The organism is Halodurantibacterium daqingense, assembly GCF_042666235.1.
GTDB lineage: Bacteria > Pseudomonadota > Alphaproteobacteria > Rhodobacterales > Rhodobacteraceae > Halodurantibacterium > Halodurantibacterium daqingensis.
In genome coordinates, this window is the sequence record NZ_JBHTFQ010000018.1 from 1 (window position 1) to 16,918 (window position 16,918).

18 protein-coding genes are annotated in these 16,918 nt (G+C 65.4%); 13 read left to right on the forward strand and 5 right to left on the reverse strand.

Annotated elements, in window-relative coordinates; genetic code table 11:
* Positions 1-217: 217 nt before the first annotated feature.
* The 3 genes from ACFQXB_RS19340 to ACFQXB_RS19350 are packed head-to-tail and all read right to left on the reverse strand — an operon-like array spanning position 218 to position 2,018.
* Positions 218-1,003, reverse strand: coding sequence for an alpha/beta fold hydrolase (locus ACFQXB_RS19340; RefSeq protein WP_377406865.1), 786 nt, complete (start codon positions 1,001-1,003; stop codon positions 218-220).
* Positions 1,000-1,299, reverse strand: coding sequence for an AzlD family protein (locus ACFQXB_RS19345; RefSeq protein WP_377406866.1), 300 nt, complete (start codon positions 1,297-1,299; stop codon positions 1,000-1,002). The genes ACFQXB_RS19340 and ACFQXB_RS19345 overlap by 4 nt, the downstream gene beginning before the upstream one ends.
* Positions 1,299-2,018, reverse strand: coding sequence for an AzlC family ABC transporter permease (locus ACFQXB_RS19350; protein WP_377406867.1), 720 nt, complete (start codon positions 2,016-2,018; stop codon positions 1,299-1,301). Before ACFQXB_RS19350 ends, ACFQXB_RS19345 begins: the two co-directional genes overlap by 1 nt.
* A 146-nt stretch (positions 2,019-2,164) precedes the next feature.
* Between ACFQXB_RS19350 and ACFQXB_RS19355 the strand changes: the two genes are divergently transcribed.
* Positions 2,165-2,629 carry an Lrp/AsnC family transcriptional regulator gene (locus ACFQXB_RS19355; protein WP_377406868.1) on the forward strand — a complete coding sequence of 155 codons (465 nt, stop codon included), beginning with the start codon at positions 2,165-2,167 and terminating at the stop codon, positions 2,627-2,629.
* A gap of 257 nt (positions 2,630-2,886) precedes the next feature.
* Here the strand turns inward: ACFQXB_RS19355 and ACFQXB_RS19360 are convergent, their stop codons facing one another.
* Together ACFQXB_RS19360 and ACFQXB_RS19365 are read right to left on the reverse strand one after the other, a co-directional pair.
* A complete protein-coding gene (locus tag ACFQXB_RS19360; protein WP_377406869.1) occupies positions 2,887-3,288 on the reverse strand; it encodes a type II toxin-antitoxin system VapC family toxin in 402 nt (133 codons plus the stop codon).
* Entirely contained in the window at positions 3,285-3,542 is a 258-nt protein-coding gene (locus tag ACFQXB_RS19365) for a type II toxin-antitoxin system Phd/YefM family antitoxin (protein WP_377406870.1), read from the reverse strand. The genes ACFQXB_RS19360 and ACFQXB_RS19365 overlap by 4 nt, the downstream gene beginning before the upstream one ends.
* A gap of 163 nt (positions 3,543-3,705) precedes the next feature.
* Between ACFQXB_RS19365 and ACFQXB_RS19370 the strand changes: the two genes are divergently transcribed.
* The 12 genes from ACFQXB_RS19370 (at position 3,706) to ACFQXB_RS19425 (ending at position 16,672) form a co-directional block, all read left to right on the forward strand.
* The gene (locus ACFQXB_RS19370; RefSeq protein WP_377406871.1) at positions 3,706-4,128 is read left to right on the forward strand and encodes an antirestriction protein; all 423 of its coding nucleotides are present in this window, start codon (positions 3,706-3,708) and stop codon (positions 4,126-4,128) included.
* Between the two features lie 154 nt (positions 4,129-4,282).
* Positions 4,283-8,638: a strawberry notch-like NTP hydrolase domain-containing protein gene (locus ACFQXB_RS19375; RefSeq protein WP_377406872.1), complete on the forward strand. Its 4,356-nt coding sequence runs from the start codon at positions 4,283-4,285 to the stop codon at positions 8,636-8,638.
* The gene (locus ACFQXB_RS19380; protein ID WP_377406873.1) at positions 8,638-9,681 is read left to right on the forward strand and encodes a DUF7146 domain-containing protein; all 1,044 of its coding nucleotides are present in this window, start codon (positions 8,638-8,640) and stop codon (positions 9,679-9,681) included. The genes ACFQXB_RS19375 and ACFQXB_RS19380 overlap by 1 nt, the downstream gene beginning before the upstream one ends.
* A gap of 335 nt (positions 9,682-10,016) precedes the next feature.
* A complete protein-coding gene (locus ACFQXB_RS19385; protein WP_377406874.1) occupies positions 10,017-10,952 on the forward strand; it encodes a DUF2493 domain-containing protein in 936 nt (311 codons plus the stop codon).
* A 165-nt stretch (positions 10,953-11,117) separates the two neighbouring features.
* Positions 11,118-11,534: a hypothetical protein gene (locus ACFQXB_RS19390; protein WP_377406875.1), complete on the forward strand. Its 417-nt coding sequence runs from the start codon at positions 11,118-11,120 to the stop codon at positions 11,532-11,534.
* 220 nt (positions 11,535-11,754) lie between these two features.
* Positions 11,755-12,021, forward strand: coding sequence for a helix-turn-helix domain-containing protein (locus ACFQXB_RS19395; RefSeq protein ID WP_377406876.1), 267 nt, complete (start codon positions 11,755-11,757; stop codon positions 12,019-12,021).
* Between the two features lie 70 nt (positions 12,022-12,091).
* Entirely contained in the window at positions 12,092-12,355 is a 264-nt protein-coding gene (locus tag ACFQXB_RS19400; protein WP_377406877.1) for a DNA -binding domain-containing protein, read from the forward strand.
* A gap of 119 nt (positions 12,356-12,474) precedes the next feature.
* The gene (locus ACFQXB_RS19405; RefSeq protein WP_377406878.1) at positions 12,475-12,726 is read left to right on the forward strand and encodes a transcriptional regulator domain-containing protein; all 252 of its coding nucleotides are present in this window, start codon (positions 12,475-12,477) and stop codon (positions 12,724-12,726) included.
* Positions 12,680-13,237: a DUF2285 domain-containing protein gene (locus ACFQXB_RS19410; RefSeq protein WP_377406879.1), complete on the forward strand. Its 558-nt coding sequence runs from the start codon at positions 12,680-12,682 to the stop codon at positions 13,235-13,237. The genes ACFQXB_RS19405 and ACFQXB_RS19410 overlap by 47 nt, the downstream gene beginning before the upstream one ends.
* Before the next feature lie 1,233 nt (positions 13,238-14,470).
* Positions 14,471-14,872 (forward strand): single-stranded DNA-binding protein, encoded by a 402-nt coding sequence (locus ACFQXB_RS19415; RefSeq protein ID WP_377406880.1) that lies wholly within the window; start codon positions 14,471-14,473, stop codon positions 14,870-14,872.
* Positions 14,873-15,429: 557 nt separating this feature from the next.
* Complete coding sequence (locus ACFQXB_RS19420; protein ID WP_377406881.1) at positions 15,430-15,978, forward strand: hypothetical protein; 549 nt, start codon at positions 15,430-15,432, stop codon at positions 15,976-15,978.
* A gap of 373 nt (positions 15,979-16,351) precedes the next feature.
* The gene (locus ACFQXB_RS19425) at positions 16,352-16,672 is read left to right on the forward strand and encodes a hypothetical protein (RefSeq protein ID WP_377406882.1); all 321 of its coding nucleotides are present in this window, start codon (positions 16,352-16,354) and stop codon (positions 16,670-16,672) included.
* The last annotated feature ends 246 nt before the right edge of the window (positions 16,673-16,918 follow it).

A 16,918-nucleotide genomic window follows, 5' to 3' on the forward strand; every position in this document is an offset into this window, starting at 1 on the left:
GTGCTAATCTCCGACATGACCGCTCCCCTCTTGTGGATCGTCCCAGACCCACCTTGGCACAGAGATGCCGTCGGGGGGCGGTCACAGCATCAGAGCCGTCGCGAAGTGCCCCATAGCGGACAATGGAATCCAGCGATCTCAAACCTATGGTAGACTGGCGGCAGAGCAGGTTGTCGCAGGTTTCGGGATTTTTGCGACAAGCGGGCACCGCCCTGCGCTAGATGCCAGAAAGGAACTGCCCTATCAGCGCAAGAACCGCCTGCTCGTTTTCCCGATAGGGAACATGCCCAACGCCGGGAAGAATCTCGACGGTCCCACGCCCGTCAGCGATGCGTCGGGGATGCTCGGTCGAGCCATATTCATCCTGCCCGCCATGAACTGCCAGCACCGGACAGCGGACGCGGGCGATTGCATCATCAAGATTCCAGTCAGCAAATGCAGGGTCGAGCCACGTTTCAATCCACGCATCGACAACCCATTTGGCTTTGTCGCCGTGATACTTCTTCAGGCGGGCGAGGTTTTCCGGCTTGGCATACTCGGCTCTGGCGAGGCGAATCCCGTCCAGTGTGTGCCGTTCCGCAAAGGCTTGCGCGCCCATCGTGACAAGAGCCGTGCAGTCGTTCGGAAATCGCGCGGCCGTTGCGATGGCCATGCCGCCGCCGACGCTATGGCCGCAGACCACAAAGCGGGCGATTTCGAGCTGGTCCCGCAGCAAAGGCACGATTGTTTCGGCTTCCTCGGAAACGAAATGCACGTCCAGTTCCCCCGGATAGGGGTCCGAGCGGCCGAAGCCGAGGCGATCATAAGCGATAACCGGGCGGCCTGTTGTAAGGGCGAGCTTTTCCGGGAATCCGCGCCACAGGTCGATACAGCCAAGGGATTCGTGAAAGAGCAGGATCGGCGCGCGATCCTGCGAAACATCGGATGCGTAGAGCCAGCGCCGGGCAAAGATCTTGCCGCGCTCCGTCTGAATGTGGTGGTCGCGCGTCGTCAGTGTCGTCATGCGATCAAATTCCGAAGGATACCGGCCGACGCCATTGCTATCAGCACGGTCGGCAGGACGGAAAGCCTTGTCGCGGCAATCATCGTGATCGCGAGTGCGGCCAAGTCCGCCGGATTCTTGCTCACGAAATGAGGGGCGATCACGGTGATGAGGACGCAGCCCGGCGCGCTTTCCAGCACGGCCGCCATACGCGGGCTGAACGTGCGGTTGCGCAGGAAAACATAGCCGCCGATGCGCGTCAGGTAGGTGACGACGGCCATCAGCACGATGGTCAGGACGTAGATCGGATCGAGCATCACGGCCTCGCCAGAACCCAAGCGGCGGCGACACCTGAAATAGCCCCGGCCGGCACATACCACGCGCCATCGACAAGCGCGTAGGCCGCCCCGGCGACGACCAGGCTGACAAGCCACGGGCGGGCCGCCGCTGGCCCTTTCCACATGCCCGCCAGCATCACCAGAAAGACGGCAGGGAACGCCATGTCGAAGCCATAGCGTTCAATGTCCCCGAGGACCGGGCCGACGAGCGCCCCGACAGTGGTTCCGATGATCCAGAAGAGATATAGGCAGAGGGCAACGCCGAGATAGTAGCCCACCGAAAACGCGCCGCGCTTGCGGGCGTCGGCAAGCCCCATCGCCCAGCTCTCATCGCACATGAGGAACAGCAACGCCAAAGCCTTGCGACGGGGCATGTGACGCAGGAACGGCGAGAGCGCCGCGCCCATGAGAAGATGCCGGCTGTTCACCAGAAAGGTGACAGCGACGATCAGCGCGACATAGGGCGGGGAAGTCCAGAGGGCGAGCGCTGCAAACTCGGAGCCGCCGCCGAAGTTCAGCCCGGTCATCAACGGCACTTCGACAGCGCTGAAACCCTTCTGCACGGCTTGCGAGCCGAGAACGAGGGCGAACGGCACGAAGCCCAGCATGACGGGAAAAGCGTCGCGCAGGCCACGCCGGAACTCGGCCGGCGCCCGGGCTGCCAACACATCCCCGTCTCTTACGTCCGCATTGCTCATAAACCCAAATCCGTGGTCACCTATAGCGCGCTTGCGCCGATTTGTGGCGTTCTAGTTCAAAACAGATCGAATTTGATTGCGTATATTGCTAGTGTTCGTTCAGGATTGACATTGAATGCCAAGAACCGGCGTTTTGGTGGAATCACATGCCAACGAAGCTGGACCGCATCGACCGGGCTATCCTGCAAGTTCTTCAGCGGGACGGCCGTGTTCAGAATATCGAGCTGGCCGAAAAGGTCGGGTTGTCGCCGTCGCCCTGCCTGCGTCGGGTGCGGATGCTTGAGGATTCGGGCGTGATAGCCCGCTACGTCGCCTTGCTCGATCCGGCGAAGGTCAGCATGGGGCTGACGGTGTTCGCCCGCGTGTGGCTCACCGGCCAAGATGAGGACACCGTTGCTCCCTTTGTCGAGGCAGTCAGGAAGCTGCCGCAGATCGTTGAATGTCAGCTCATGGCGGGCGACTGCGATTTCATCCTGCGTGTCGTTGCGCCCGATCTCGACGCCTACAGGGCCTTTCAGATGGAACACCTTGGCCGCATCAAGGGCGTGCGCAGCATCAAAACCGAAATCCCGATGCAGACGATCAAGCTAACCACGGAAATCCCGGTCTAAGCGCTGTCGCGTAATTCCTGAAACCTGCAACAGATCGCCGCCCCCGGGAAATCAGGGATTCTCGTGTCGCATGTCTTTGTCGGATGGTTCTTACCACTTGCGACAAGACGGACGGCAGGGACTGCTTGGGGTGAACGGCCGCAATCTCCCCAAAGGCGGCGGCTGCATCGTGTCCAGAGGGTCAACTTCGGCTGACGTTCGGTGGGCTGCGCCTGACGCATCGGCCCTTGATCCAAAGCAATGCAACTCCACAAGGGTCATGGATCGCCAGCATCTGACAGCACCGACCGCAGATCCGTCTGAGAGAAGTCGTCGCCGACGAAGAGCAACGGGCAGCCGCGCTCTGCGGCGACCTCATAGGTAAAACAGTCGCCATAATTGAGACCGGCGGGGTGAACGCCCTTGCCCCAGCGGGCATAGGCTTCAGCAATCCTGCGTGCCGAAGCCTCCGTGACGGAGACGACCTCGAACCCCAGGCCGTCTATCAGAACTGCGGCCTCTTCTCCGACATTGCGGCGCCCGGCCACGATCAGCGTCTCGGCCACAGTCCCGGCCGAGATCAGCAGGCCATCTGCGGCCTCTATTGCCGCCATGCAGGCCTCGGATTGCGGCTCGTCCAGCACGATGGCCATCAGCGCCGAGGTGTCGACAACGATCATGTCGGCATCCCGTCCTCGCCGTAGAGGAAATCCTGGCTACGGGCGGCATCGGCGCCGGGCAGCGCCTTGCTCCGCGCTGCAGCGCGGACCCGCTCCATCAGCGCCCGCCGCCCTTTCGGGGTCGCCGCCGCGGCAAAGGGCACGAGGCGAGCGACCTCGTGACCCCGCCGGGTCAGGATCACCTCGTCGCCGGCTTCCGCCCGTTTCACCAGTTCGGTGAGCTGTCCTTTCGCTTCGGTGACAGAAACCCTCATCACATCACTCCGACCTTCGTCCGCATGTTTGCGCAAGATGGTCCAGATAATGGTCCAATTCAAGTCCGTCGGACGAGGGAGAGGAGGGCCGGTAGAGGGTGCCTCCGGACAGGCTGAGAGAGGGTGGTCCGGCAGGTGTCCCTTTCCCTCTCGGAGACCGAACATGACCCTGCCCGAACTGGCTTCTCAATCCGCAACCCGCGTTCCCGACAATCGCCGCATGGATTTCCTGCCGCGCCTCTTCGGCCCGCGCCTGCTCATCATCGGCGAACACACCGTCTTCCACTTCATGGAAACCCTCTGCCCCAGCGACTATGGCGGCGGGCTCTGGGACTTCTACGAGCTCGACGGCCAGCCGCTCTATCTCGGACCGACCTCGAAGCCCCGCTACCGCCTCTTCTGCGAAGGCAACGGCTTCGAGGGCGAGGTTTCGGCCGATGCTGCCGGGATCATCGCCACGCTCTTCGCCTTCTCGCACCTGTCCTTCCGCTACGACGACGACGAACTCGCGGAAGGCTATGGTCGTCTCTACGACTACGCCACCATCCATGCCGAGGCAGCTGCGATCTACCAGGCCATCGACTGATGCCGTGATGCGCTCCGGCCTCCCGTCGGGGCGCGCTCCCCTTCCCGCGATACCTCACCCGAGAGCGAGAGGCGGGCCGGGGAGGGCGCGGATCCGTGCGGCGAAGAGAGCGATCCGCGGAGCCCATTCCCCTACATCCATCCGAGGTATCCCGATGAACATGATCCCCGCTTCCGCGGTGGCCTCCGCCACCGCGCCGCTTCCGTTCGACCATGACGCCGAAACGGCCGCCTCTGTTTTCTCCGCCGCCGGGATGTTGCTGCCGCATCTCGAACGCGGCCAGCGCGTCGATGCCGCCACCCTGCGCCGGGCGATGGAAGCCGCCTTCGGCGCCTCCGATGCCAGCGGCGCCTGGACCTGGAAAACCGCCTACGACGCCTGCGAGGCAGCCACCGTCCTCTTCCTGCGCAAATACGGAAAGGCGCTTTTCCGCAAAGCCGGGTCTCCGGCGGCTGTCCTGCCGCAGCTCGGCAAGATCGCCGGGCTGTTGCCCACGCACACGCGCCGGTCCGAGGAAAGCCAGACCTTCCAGCAGTTCAGCACCCCGATCCAGCTCGGTTTCGTCGCGGCGACGGCGGCGGCGATCACGCCCGCCGACCGGGTGCTGGAGCCTTCGGCCGGGACCGGGCTCCTCGCCATCCTGGCCGAGATCGCCGGCGGCGCGCTCCTGCTCAACGAACTCGCCGAGACCCGCGCCGACATCTTGTCTTCTCTCTTTCCGGCTCTTCCCGTCACCCGCGTCGATGCCGCCCAGATCGACGATCACCTCGATCCCGGCCTGATCCCGACGGTTGTGCTGATGAACCCGCCGTTCTCGGTCATGGCCCATGTCGAGGGCCGCATCGCCGATGCCGCCTTCCGCCATGTCGCCTCGGCGCTGGCACGCCTCGCGCCCGGCGGGCGGCTCGTGACCATCACCGGGGCGAGCTTCGCACCCGACAATCCGGCCTGGACCGCCTCCTGGACCCGGCTGCAGGAACGCGGCCGCGTCGTCTTCTCGGCCGCTGTCGACGGTTCGGTCTATGCCAAGCACGGCACCACCATCCCGACGCGGCTCACCGTCATCGACAAGATGCCGGCCGATGATCCCGCTGTCTTTCCGGCCGCGTCCGGTGTCGCGCCGGACGTGGCGACGCTGATGGGTTGGTTGGCGGACCAGCTTCCCGCCCGGCTGCCGGTCGATCCTGGCCTGGCCGTGCCGGTGGCGCAGCCCGCCGCGCCCCGCACGGTGCGCGGTTCTGTCAGCCGGGTGGCACGCGCCGCCGCACCTGCCGCGCCCAGGTCTGACCCGGAGGGTGTGCCCCTCGCCTACGAGACCGTGGATTGGGCACCGGCCGAGGGTGCTCGTCTCTCGGATGCTATCTATGAGGATTACGGGCTTCAGACCATCCGCATCGCCGGGGCGCAGGCGCATCCGACCCAACTCGTGCAATCCGCCTCGATGGCGAGCATCGCGCCGCCGAAGCCCAGCTATCGGCCGGTGCTGCCCCCGGACATTGTCGACAAGCTGTCCGAAGCGCAGCTGGAGACCGTGATCTATGCCGGCGAGGCCCATGCGGGTTACCTCGCCGGGGCCTGGACGGTGGACGATACCTTCGACACCCTGTCGGCCGCGCCGGAGGGTGCCGAGGGCGCCTGTCGCTTCCGGCAGGGCTACATGATCGGCGACGGCACCGGCGTCGGCAAGGGCCGGGAGGCGGCCGCCATCATCCTCGACAACTGGATGCAGGGCCGGCGCCGCGCCCTCTGGATCAGCAAGTCCGACAAGCTCCTGGAAGATGCGCAGCGCGACTGGTCGGCCCTCGGCATGGAGCGGTTGCTGGTCACCCCGCTCTCGCGATTCCCCCAAGGCAAGCCGATCACGCTGAACGAAGGTGTCCTTTTTCTAACCTTTGCTACGCTACGGTCTGATGATCGCGGCGAAAGGGTATCGCGGGTCAAGCAGATCGTCGAATGGTTGGGCTCCGACAGTGATGGGGTGATCATCTTCGACGAGGCGCATGCCATGGCCAATGCCGCCGGGGGCAGGGGAGAACGCGGCGATGTCGCCGCCAGCCAGCAGGGTCGGGCCGGGCTGCGCCTCCAGCATGCCCTGCCGCAGGCCCGGGTGGTTTATGTCTCGGCCACCGGTGCCACCACCGTCCACAACCTCGCCTATGCGCAGAGATTGGGCCTGTGGGGTGGCGAGGACTTTCCGTTCTCGACCAGGGCCGAGTTCATCGAGGCCGTTGAAGCCGGGGGCGTCGCGGCGATGGAGGTGCTGGCGCGCGACCTTCGGGCGCTCGGCCTCTACACCGCCCGCTCGCTGTCGTTCAAAGGCGTCGAATACGAGTCGCTCGACCATGAGCTGACGCCGGAGCAGATCCGCATCTACGACAGCTATGCCGACTCGTTCTCGGTCATCCACAACAACCTGGACGCGGCGATGAAGGCCGCCAACATCACCGGCGGCGATGGGGGCTCGGGCACGCTGAACAGGCAGGCGAAATCCGCCGCGCGCTCGGCGTTTGAGAGCACGAAGCAAAGGTTCTTCGGGCACCTCTTGACGTCGATGAAGACCCCGACGCTGCTCCGTTCGATCACCGCCGATCTGGAAGCGGGCCATTCGGCCGTCGTCCAGATCGTCTCGACCGGCGAGGCGCTGATGGAACGGCGGCTGGCGGAGATCCCCACCGAGGAATGGGGCGATCTGAAGCTGGACCTGTCGCCTCGCGAGTATGTCCTGGACTACCTCAAGCACAGCTTCCCGACCCAGCTCTACGAGCCGTTCACGGATTCCGAGGGCAACCTGTCCTCGCGGCCGGTCTTTCGCGACGGTCAGCCGGTCGAAAGCCGGGAGGCCGTGGCGCGACGCGACGAGATGATCGCCAGCCTTGCCTGCCTGCCGCCGGTCCCCGGCGCCCTGGACCAGCTGATCCAGCATTTCGGGACCGGCACGGTGGCCGAAGTGACGGGCCGCTCGCGCCGGATCGTCCGCAAGCGCGGCGTCACCATCGATCGCCTCGTGGTGGAGAACCGCGCGGGTTCGGCCAACCTGTCCGAAACCCAAGCCTTCATGGACGATGCCAAACGGGTTCTGGTGTTCAGTGACGCCGGCGGCACGGGGCGGTCCTATCATGCCGAGCTCTCGGCGAAGAATACCCGGCTGCGTGTCCATTATCTGCTCGAAGCGGGCTGGAAAGCTGACAGCGCCATCCAGGGCCTGGGCAGGACGCATCGGACGAACCAACGGCAACCGCCCCTCTTCCGGCCGGTTTCGACCAATGTGAAGGCGGAAAAGCGATTCCTTTCGACCATCGCCCGCCGCCTCGATACGCTGGGCGCGATCACGCGCGGCCAGCGCCAGACCGGCGGCCAGGGCCTTTTCCGGCCCGAGGACAACCTGGAATCGCACTACGCACGTGACGCGCTGCGCCAGCTCTATCTGCTGCTGGTCCGCGGCAAGGTCGAAGGATGTTCGCTGGAGCGGTTCGAGGCCGCGACCGGGCTGAAGCTGATGGACAGCAATGGCATCAAGGACGATTTGCCGTCGATCACCACGTATTTGAACCGGCAGCTGGCACTGACCATCGAGCTTCAGAATATCCTTTCCAGCGCCTTCGAGCAGTTGCTGGCCGCGCGGATCGAGGGGGCTATTGCGTCCGGCACCTATGACGCCGGGCTGGAGACGCTGCGGGCGGAGTCGTTCGTCGTCACCGGCCGGCAGGTGATCTACACCCACCCCCGCACTGGCGCTGAAACCTGCCTGCTGACGATCACCGAGCGCAGGCGCAACCAGCCGGTAACGCTGGATGGTGCGCTGGCCGAACTCGTTGACCCGCGCGCGAAGCTGCTGGTCAACGAACGTTCGGGCCGCGCGGCGGTGCAGATTCCCACCACGAGCATCATGCTGGACGACACCGGCGAGATCGAGCGCCGTGTGCGGCTGATCCGGCCGATGGAGGCCCTCAATGTCCCGGTCAGGATGATGGGCGAGACCCATTGGGTCGAGGCGGATCGCAGCGCTTTCGCATCGGCCTGGCAGACTGAGGTCGCCGATGTGCCCGAGTTCGCCGATAGCACGCTCCATATGGTCACGGGCTTGCTGCTGCCGATCTGGAAGCGGCTGCCTAACGAGTCCACCCGCGTCTATCGGCTCCAGACCGATGCCGGCGAGCGCATCATCGGCCGCAAGGTCTCGCCGGCCTGGGCGGCCAATGCGACCACGACCGGCATCGCTTCCATCACGCCGGAGGAAGCCTTCGCGGCGCTCACGGAGGGTCGGACGATCCTCGATCTCGCCGAAGGCATGCAGCTTCGCCGGGTCCGGGTCATGGGTGCCAACCGCATCGAACTCACGGACTTTACCGACAGCATGCGCCAGCGCCTTACCGCCTACGGCCTCTTTCACGAGATCATCTCGTGGCGCCTGCGGATGTTCGTGCCGGTCGACGCGGCCGGCATCGCGGTGCTCGGCCGGGTCCTCGACCGCTGGCCGGTCGAGCGCATCTCCGAGCGGGAGGCAGCCTGATGCCACGGCACGATGCAGCCGAACTGGCGATACGCCTTGGCCGCGAAGCCGAGGCGGTCTGCCGCTACTATCTGTCGTCCGGCCATCGCGCCGGACGATATTGGCTTGTGGGCGATGTGCAGAACACGCCCGGTCGCTCGATGTTCGTGCGCCTGACCGGGCCGGAAGCCGGCAAGGGTGCGGCAGGGAAGTGGACCGACGCATCGACCGGGGAGCATGGCGATCTGCTCGACGTCATCCGCGAGGCGCTCGGTCTCGCCGACTTCAAGGACGTGGCCGAGGAAGCGCGCCGGTTTCTCGCCCTGCCGCATCCCGAGCCGGAAAAGACCAGGACGCCGACCGGCAGCACGCCCAGCCCTGCGGCCGGTTCGCCCGAAGCGTCGCGCCGCCTCTTCGCCATGGCCCAGCCGATCAGCGGCACGCTCGCGGAGATCTACCTGGGCGGGCGGGCGATCACCCTCCTCTTTGGAACCGCCGCGCTGCGCTTCCATCCCCGGTGCTACTACCGGCCCGACGAGCATTCGCCCACCGAGATCAGACCGGCGCTCGTGGCTGCCGTCACGGATCTTGCCGGCCAGCAGACCGGCGCGCATCGCACCTGGCTCGCCCCTGACGGTTCCGGCAAGGCTGCTGTCGAGACGCCGCGGCGGGCGATGGGCGACCTACTCGGGCACGGGGTCCGCTTCGGCGCTGCCGATGAGGTGCTCGCCGTCGGCGAGGGCATCGAGACCGTGCTGTCGCCCCGTCAGGTTCTGCCCCACATGCCGATGCTGGCGGCGCTCTCGGCCGCTCACCTCGCTGCCATCCTGTTCCCGCCGCGCCTGCGCCGGCTCTATGTCTTGCGAGATCGCGACCCGCCTGGTGATGGCGCCAGAGACAGCCTGCTCGCCAGAGCAGCGAGCTTCGGGATCGAGGCGATATCGCTCACGCCGCGTGAGGGCGATTTCAACGATGATCTGCGACGCCACGGCGCCGACGCCCTCCGCGCGGCCCTAAAGGATCAGCTTCATCCTGGCGACGCCCGCCGGTTCATGGAGAGGTGAGACCGGATCGGACCCGGAGGCGCGGCCCATCCCGGCGCCTGCCGGTTTCGCTCTGTCGCCATCGGCAGGCGCATCCTTCGTCGGAGAGTCCCGCTCCCACGGCCTTCGGAGAGGGCGATCGGCGCACAAACGGGACGGGCAGGCAATGGCCGGGAGCGGACTATTTTCCGCCGGCGGGGCGAGCCCCGCCTTTGCATCGCGAAAGTAAAAATAGTCCGCTCCCGGCCATCAAGGCCCTCGCGGAGCGGGCGAGGGCTGCCAACCCGTCCCGCCCGTGCGCTTCGACGCCTGCGAAGGCCGCGATGGGCGCGGTCTCCAGACGAAGGATGCTACCGATGACACGCGAAACCGACTATGCAGGCGCCGAGCCGGCCCACACCTCCTCCCAGACCGCTCACGCCCTCGCCGAACTCCAGCTCTACGGCTGGCGCCCGTTCCAGGACGAACCCGATCCCCGGCCGCTGCCCGAGGGCAATACCGTCGCCGCTGCCGTCACCGACATCTTCGACGCCCTCGTCGCGACGCTCGGCGATACGCGCCTGGAACCCGATCTCGAAGAACTGCTCTGGGGAGCCGTCAATCTCTTCCACCGCGCCACCAGCCGGGTCGAACGCGATCTCGACGACAACGAGCGGTCGCAGCACCGGCTTCAGCGGGAACAGGACGGCAGCGAGGTGAAGTCGGTCGAACTCGAACGCCTCACGGCCGAGGGGCAGACCCTGATCGAGCGGCGGGCAAGCATGGAACTCTTCCGCGACCTCGCCGCCGAGGCTTTCGAGCATCACACCGGCAGCAACTGGCGGCCCCGCACCGGCTCGATGGTCAACCACCGCAATTTGACCGCGGCGCTGATCGACAGCCGCGACTACCTTGCCGCCAAACGCCGGGCCGAGACCGAAGTGATGCTGCCGACCGGACCGAAGGTGGCCGTGACCGGCGGCGCCGACTACAACGACCACCGGCTGATCTGGGCGAAGCTCGACCAGGTCCGTGCCAAGCACGCGGAGATGGTGCTCCTGCACGGCGGCTCGCCGAAGGGGGCGGAGCTTATCGCCTCCCGCTGGGCAGATCACCGCGGTGTGCCGCAGGTCGCCTTCCGGCCCGACTGGGCGAAGCACGGCAAGGCCGCGCCCTTCAAGCGTAACGACCAGATGCTTGACGTCCTGCCGGTCGGCATCTTGGTCTTTCCCGGAAGCGGCATCCAGGAGAATCTGGCCGACAAGGCGCGCAGGCTCGGCATCCCGGTCATGAAGTTCGACGGCGGCGCGTGAGCGCCGCCTAGCCCCGGCGGAAAGCCGCCGGGGCATCCTTGACGCAGCACGCCAAGAGTGCACTATGAAACCGACACGAAGAACCGGCGAAGCAACCTCAGTCGCAGGCGGTGCGTATCTCCAGGCAGCCTGTCGTGATCCCGTATCGTTCGCGCGGAGGCTCCGATGTTCTTGATTCTGCTCGCAATCTCGCTCACCATTGCCGCTTGCGTCATCGCGTTCAACTTCGCGGTCTACGCCCTGCCCTTCATGGTCGGCCTGACGGTCTTCCAATATGTCTTTGCCTCCGACGCCGGTTTCTGGATGTCGGCTCTTGCCGCCCTTGGCGCGGCGATCCTGTCTGTCGGTTTCGTCCTCGCCGTCCTCGGCTTCGCGAAGAACCCGTATTTCCGGCTCGTCGCCCTTGCCCTCTTTGCAATACCCGCGACCGTCGCCGGCTATGCACTCGTCTACGGCATCACCAAGAACGCCATCGACTCCACCGTCGCTTTGAACGTGCTTGGTGGGATCGGGGGCCTGTTCATCGGCGGCGCGGCCATGGCGCATCTCAATGCGCTTGGAGAGTCGGTGTTCTCTCGGTGAGTGCGTCAAAGTCACGGTGAGCTCAATTCCGGCGTTCGGCTACCAACCTCTGACCGGCATCCAGTCCACCAGAAGTAAGCCTCAAAATCCGAATCAGTTTGGCGGCTTCTCGGATTACAGGAGCATATCAGCGCCTTAACACTGGACCGAAACCCGGAAAGCGACTAAAATAGTCGTAGTTCTGGCGCGGTCGGCCGCCGGCGTGGGAGGTGATCACACAATGATCACCGCCCGACAGTCGCGGGCCGCACGCGCGTTGCTCGGATGGACTCAGGAGACGCTCGCGGACAAGGCCCGCATATCACTGACCGCACTCAAACGCCTCGAGTCCGAAAGCGGCTTCGAGGTGTATGAGACTACGCGCGATCAGGTCAGGCGGGTCCTCGAAACCAATGGGATCGTCCTCATGCAATCGGATCGAGGATTTGGGGTCATGCTCATGTATGAGGATACTGTAGGGCCGCAGGGTCCACGAGACGATCGCTAGCGTTCCCAAGTATTCACAAACACGTTAGTGCCGCATAGTAGAAGAACTTCAACAGCTGCCAGAAAAGCCTGTGAAAAAACATCCCCAACAGGATGCTCCGCCTCCGGGCGACATGCCGACCGCTTATGACCTGGCGCATGTCCGGCTTTACCTGCGCCTTCTGGACGCGGATGCAGAGGGCGCCGACTGGCGGGAAGCTGTTGATATTCTGTTCGAAATCGATGCAGCAGCCGAGCCCGACCGCGCGCGCAGCGTCTATTCGACCCACCTGGAACGCGCCCGTTGGCTCGCCCGGAGCGGGCATCTCAAGTTGCTCACCACCCGTATCGGCTGAATTTCGCGGCCATGCGAGTTCAGCAACAGGTTGTGCAACCTTTGCTGTTCCCAATCCCCGGATGAGTCGGAATTCTTTCCTTATCAGCGCCTTACGGCGAGGGATAAGGAGGCAAGGCAATGCCACCGCACAGTGACTGGCGATCTCAATCCGCCTACGACTACATCGACGGTCTTCAAGCACCCGAAATCGCGTGGGAGTTCCTGCGCAGGAATCCCGATTACCGCCAGGAGTATCGCGAACTCTCCTCGACGGGCCGCCTCGGCACCGATGCAGGTCGAGCCTTCGCGGAAAGATGGGGGCTCTCCTTTCGCGGCCGACCCGTTGCGCACCGCACTCGAGCAGATCGTTGCTTGGTCCCCGTCGGTTGATCCGTCTGCGATCCTGCTCGACGAAAGCCCGGCGCACCCCGCTGGCAATGCTCTGACCGCCGGCTACCTCTCGGATCAGACGCTGTTCGAGCAGGATCGCCACCGCATCGTCTCCGTCGGCGATGATCGCTTCTGCATCGACCTCCCCCCGACGGGTGACGAGCGCCCCCTTGCGGCCATCATCCTGCTCGACGACATGACTCCGGATCGTCTCCATGCGGTTCTCAGGTTCTGGGCCGCGACGGCCCGAGGCCAGCCGCCACCCGACAACCGCCTCACGCGGCAACGTCGCATGCGGCTTCGGCAGATGCTCAGGGCCGTCGATGGCCATCAGACGGGATGCAGCTATCGCGATATCGCGCAGATCTTGTTCCCGGCCCACAAGATTGTCCCTGCCGCCTGGCGGGGCGATGCCCTTCGAGAGACGACCATTCGGCTGGTCCGAGACGGCCTGAAACACGTTCGCAATGGCTATCGCTGCTTGCTTCGCAAGACACGTCGCCGCCGTTGATCGCCCGATGCGCGCCGTCGACGCGCAAGAGATAGCCTCCAGGATATGAAGCTCCGAGCCAAGGTGCCCAGACCACCCGCCGGCTCGAATTTTCGGAAGCCACAATCATCCCCGATCGCCAGGATCGATCGAAACGAGTGCAACGGCGCGGTGGGGTTCAAATGCGGTCCACCCTTCAGCTCGATCAACCTAATCATCATCCATCTCTGCTTCGGAAGGTCTGGCAAATCCCGGCCTCCGGCCGGGACCGCGCCCTAGGTCGCTACGCGACCCCGAGCCCCGTCCCGGGTCTCGGCCCATGCGGGTAACGGTCGTTCGCTTCGCCTTTTGCAGCTCCCGCCGCCCCGAGAAACGTATGAGGATGTCCTCGGCGGATCAATTCCGTCCTGCACCTGCCATCCGCATCGAACCCAGCCCCTGTTCCACAGGCAGCGACGGAGACGATCACAGAGGATAAACCACAGCCTACAGTCGCGACCGTAGCTTCACGTCGGCCGGCAATTTCCAGCCTCCCGCGCAACGGCCTCCGCAGGGGCGCGATCCCGCGTTCACTGACGATACCCCGGACAGCTACGCGCAGGCACCGGGCTTCCCGCTCAGAACAAGGGGGTCCGCCGCCAATGGCCCTCTGCTGTCGCCCTCGGTCTACCTGGCCCCGCGAAAGTCGGACGCCTCCTCGATATCACTGTCCCGCGCTCTTCCCCCGGGCATCGGCCCATCTGGCGTGGATAAGCAGCCGCGACACCTTCATGCCTCCCCTTCTCGCAGCCGGACCTGGCCATCGGCCATTGAAGCAGGTGCTGCGGGCAGTCGATGCCTCGGCCCCCGTTGCCTGATCCTTCCCGCCCCGGACGGGGCGGCCTTCCAGCGGGAGGCGACGAAGGCGGCTACGAAAGTTGGCGATCGTCGCGGTGCCCCGCATTGATCCGGATCCGGGGGCTGCTTCAGCCGATGTCGGCGCCGGCAAGGACGCTGTTCTGCTTTCGTCTCCTCTGCGGCTTCCCGGAAAGACCATCCCTCCTCTGTGCTGAACCCCTAAGACCGTGCGGTTTCCGCCAGCAACCCCCGCGGCTCCGGACCGAGTTGCCGCGCGGTGCGCGGCTGCCCGCCCCACTCCGGTCCTTAGGGGCAGGCTCGCGCGCCTTGCGCGCTCATTGCAGACGTCTCCCGGCGGTCTTGGCCGGGGCTCATCGGAGGGACGGTCCCTCCGGTTGAAGCAACGGAGACTTGAAAATGCAGAACATCGCCATCCTCGCCGGCAACCTCGGCGACGCCCCCGAATCCCGGACCAACGCCTCCGGCACCACGATCACCAACTTCCGCCTTGCCACCTCTCGCCCCCGCTATGCGGAAGGCCGTCCCGTCCGCGACGAGAACGGCTACCGGGTCCAGGACACCGAGTGGCACCGCATCACCTGCTTCAACGGCCTCGGCAAGACGGTCCAGCAATACTGCGAGAAGGGGATGAAGGTTCTGGTCCGCGGCCGCATCCACTACACCAAATGGACCGATGCCGGGGGGGTCGAACGCTACGGCACCGAGATCATCGCCGAAACCGTGGACTTCCTCTCCCGGGCCAGGCAGACCGAGAACGACGACGGCAAGTTCATCGACGACGACGACATCCCGTTCTGAGCGGGAAGCCCAGAGCCCGGCGGCGCAAGCCGCCGGGATTTCCCGTGTTCGCACCGGACCGCGCCCGCCGGCCGTGCACAAGATTCTATGGCCGGAGCCGCCGCGCGCTTGCGCGCAGGCGGTCCGACACCTTCGCCGACGCATCGGATCCGTCCAAAAACCGGAAACCACTTTTTGGTCCGATGCTTCCTGAATGAAAGGGGCGCAAGCCGCCCCTCTCAAACTCTCCCCATGAAGGGGCGGGGCAGTGCCCCGCCCCCTCAAGCTCCCCCACCCACGGAGGGGGAAACCCCCTCCAAACCTCCCCCTTACCGTCGCGCCGAATATTGTCGCGGCCCCTGGTCGGGGCCGCGGGCTCCTCTCTCTGACTTCTGAGCATGCACCAGCCACTCCGGCGTCAAGGACGAGCGGTCCCCCCAATTTTCGGTCGCCGCCCGGGACGGGCAGCGCCAGAAAATTGGCTCCCCCGCCCGCCGCCGCTGGCGGTCGCTTGCGCGATCCCTGACCCCTCGCGGCAACAGTGCAGGCTCCTTCCGTCAGAACGAAAGGAGAAACCAATGTCTGATCTCGATTTCCCCGATCTCTCAAGGAAGCTCGGCCGCATCAGGTCCAGGGTGCGCAAGAACTACTTCCGGTGCGACACCCGCTTTGCGCAGTCTCTCCATGAAAAGCTGCTTGTTGCCCTCAACTGCCATCTCAGGACCTGCCGCGAAGGCGCAAGGGTCCAGCGGCAGCTGCGGACCGAAGCCAATCCGGCGGTGCGCGAGTCTCTCGAGCGGCGCCTCGGCGACTGCATCGGCGATCTCGAATCCGGCGGTCGGGGCTTCTATCCCTGGCACCTGCTGGATGCCGTCGATCCTGACCCGGATTTCGGCGGATACCACCACCCCACCGCGGCCATGTGGTGCCCCGGGCCGATCCCCGAATGGATGGCCGTCGGTGACGAGCATCTCTGCGGCCTTGGTCCTATCCTGCGACGGATTGCGGCCCAGACGGGCATCCGGTTCACGACCTATCTCTGCGATACTGGCATCGGCCCGGACGGCGCGGGCGCGCTCGATCCCGAAATCTACGAGCGCCCGATCGGCAATTTCCGATACCGATGACGAGGTGGCGGGCGGCAGAAGCCGCCCGCCCCTCTTCTTCGTCCATGAAGACATGCCAATCGGATCGACCGCTCCGCATGTCCGATGAAAGGGGGGCAAGCCGCCCCTCTCAAGCTCTCCCCCTTGGAGGGGTTCCCCCTCCAAACCTCCCCAGATTTTTTGGGTCTCCTTTCGCGCTCTGACGTCCGGAGTTTGCACCTGCCGCTGCGGGGTCAAGGACGAGCGGTTCCCCCAATTTTCAGCCGCCACCCAAGGGTGACGTCAGAAAATCGGCTCCCCCACTCGCCGCCCAGGGGCGGTCGCTTCGCGATCCTCGACCCGGCACCGGCGACGGTGCTGCCTCCTCCCGTCAGAGCGCGAAAGGAAACAAGTCATGACCACCCTCACCAGCGCCCCCATCGATGCAGGCAGCCCGGCCTACTGGGCTGACCGGCAGCGCGCCGTCCGGCTCATCCGTGCTGCCGAGGCCGTCGCGCAGCGCTTGGCCGAGGCACCGATGTATCTGCACGGCGGCTACGATGCGGACGGCGATGTGATCCCCATCGACGACCACGGGCCCTTCGACGACATGGAGGAGGCGATCCGGGACATCGAGGCCAACCCGACTGCGGTGAACATCCTCGTCGCCCAGCGCCTGACCTCGATCGGCGGATACCCCGTCTGGTCGGTGATCTTTGCGCTGCGCAACATCTGATGCACCCGCGGGAGGCGGCCTGCCGCCTCCCGCTATCGCCGCGCTGGTGGAAGCGCCGCCGGCCGGATCGACCGGCCTGCAGCGCTGATGAAAGGGGGGCAAGCCCCCCTCTCAACACTCTCCCCATGAAGGAAGGGGCAAGCCCCCTCCTTCAAACTTCCTCCCCCAAGGGAAGGGCTACGCCCCTCCCTTGAACCCTCCCATGGGGAAGGGGGACGGTTCCCTCCCCCCTTCCCCAAACCCCAT

Coding starts and splice junctions, on each gene's coding strand:
- ACFQXB_RS19360 (WP_377406869.1), bottom strand. CDS start 3,288: ATGATCGTTGTCGACACCTCGGCGCTGATGGCCATCGTGCTGGACGAG.
- ACFQXB_RS19375 (WP_377406872.1), top strand. CDS start 4,283: ATGAACATGATCCCCGCTTCCGCGGTGGCCTCCGCCACCGCGCCGCTT.
- ACFQXB_RS19395 (WP_377406876.1), top strand. CDS start 11,755: ATGATCACCGCCCGACAGTCGCGGGCCGCACGCGCGTTGCTCGGATGG.
- ACFQXB_RS19385 (WP_377406874.1), top strand. CDS start 10,017: ATGACACGCGAAACCGACTATGCAGGCGCCGAGCCGGCCCACACCTCC.
- ACFQXB_RS19370 (WP_377406871.1), top strand. CDS start 3,706: ATGACCCTGCCCGAACTGGCTTCTCAATCCGCAACCCGCGTTCCCGAC.
- ACFQXB_RS19350 (WP_377406867.1), bottom strand. CDS start 2,018: ATGAGCAATGCGGACGTAAGAGACGGGGATGTGTTGGCAGCCCGGGCG.
- ACFQXB_RS19380 (WP_377406873.1), top strand. CDS start 8,638: ATGCCACGGCACGATGCAGCCGAACTGGCGATACGCCTTGGCCGCGAA.
- ACFQXB_RS19405 (WP_377406878.1), top strand. CDS start 12,475: ATGCCACCGCACAGTGACTGGCGATCTCAATCCGCCTACGACTACATC.
- ACFQXB_RS19425 (WP_377406882.1), top strand. CDS start 16,352: ATGACCACCCTCACCAGCGCCCCCATCGATGCAGGCAGCCCGGCCTAC.
- ACFQXB_RS19415 (WP_377406880.1), top strand. CDS start 14,471: ATGCAGAACATCGCCATCCTCGCCGGCAACCTCGGCGACGCCCCCGAA.
- ACFQXB_RS19355 (WP_377406868.1), top strand. CDS start 2,165: ATGCCAACGAAGCTGGACCGCATCGACCGGGCTATCCTGCAAGTTCTT.
- ACFQXB_RS19420 (WP_377406881.1), top strand. CDS start 15,430: ATGTCTGATCTCGATTTCCCCGATCTCTCAAGGAAGCTCGGCCGCATC.
- ACFQXB_RS19340 (WP_377406865.1), bottom strand. CDS start 1,003: ATGACGACACTGACGACGCGCGACCACCACATTCAGACGGAGCGCGGC.
- ACFQXB_RS19345 (WP_377406866.1), bottom strand. CDS start 1,299: ATGCTCGATCCGATCTACGTCCTGACCATCGTGCTGATGGCCGTCGTC.
- ACFQXB_RS19390 (WP_377406875.1), top strand. CDS start 11,118: ATGTTCTTGATTCTGCTCGCAATCTCGCTCACCATTGCCGCTTGCGTC.
- ACFQXB_RS19365 (WP_377406870.1), bottom strand. CDS start 3,542: ATGAGGGTTTCTGTCACCGAAGCGAAAGGACAGCTCACCGAACTGGTG.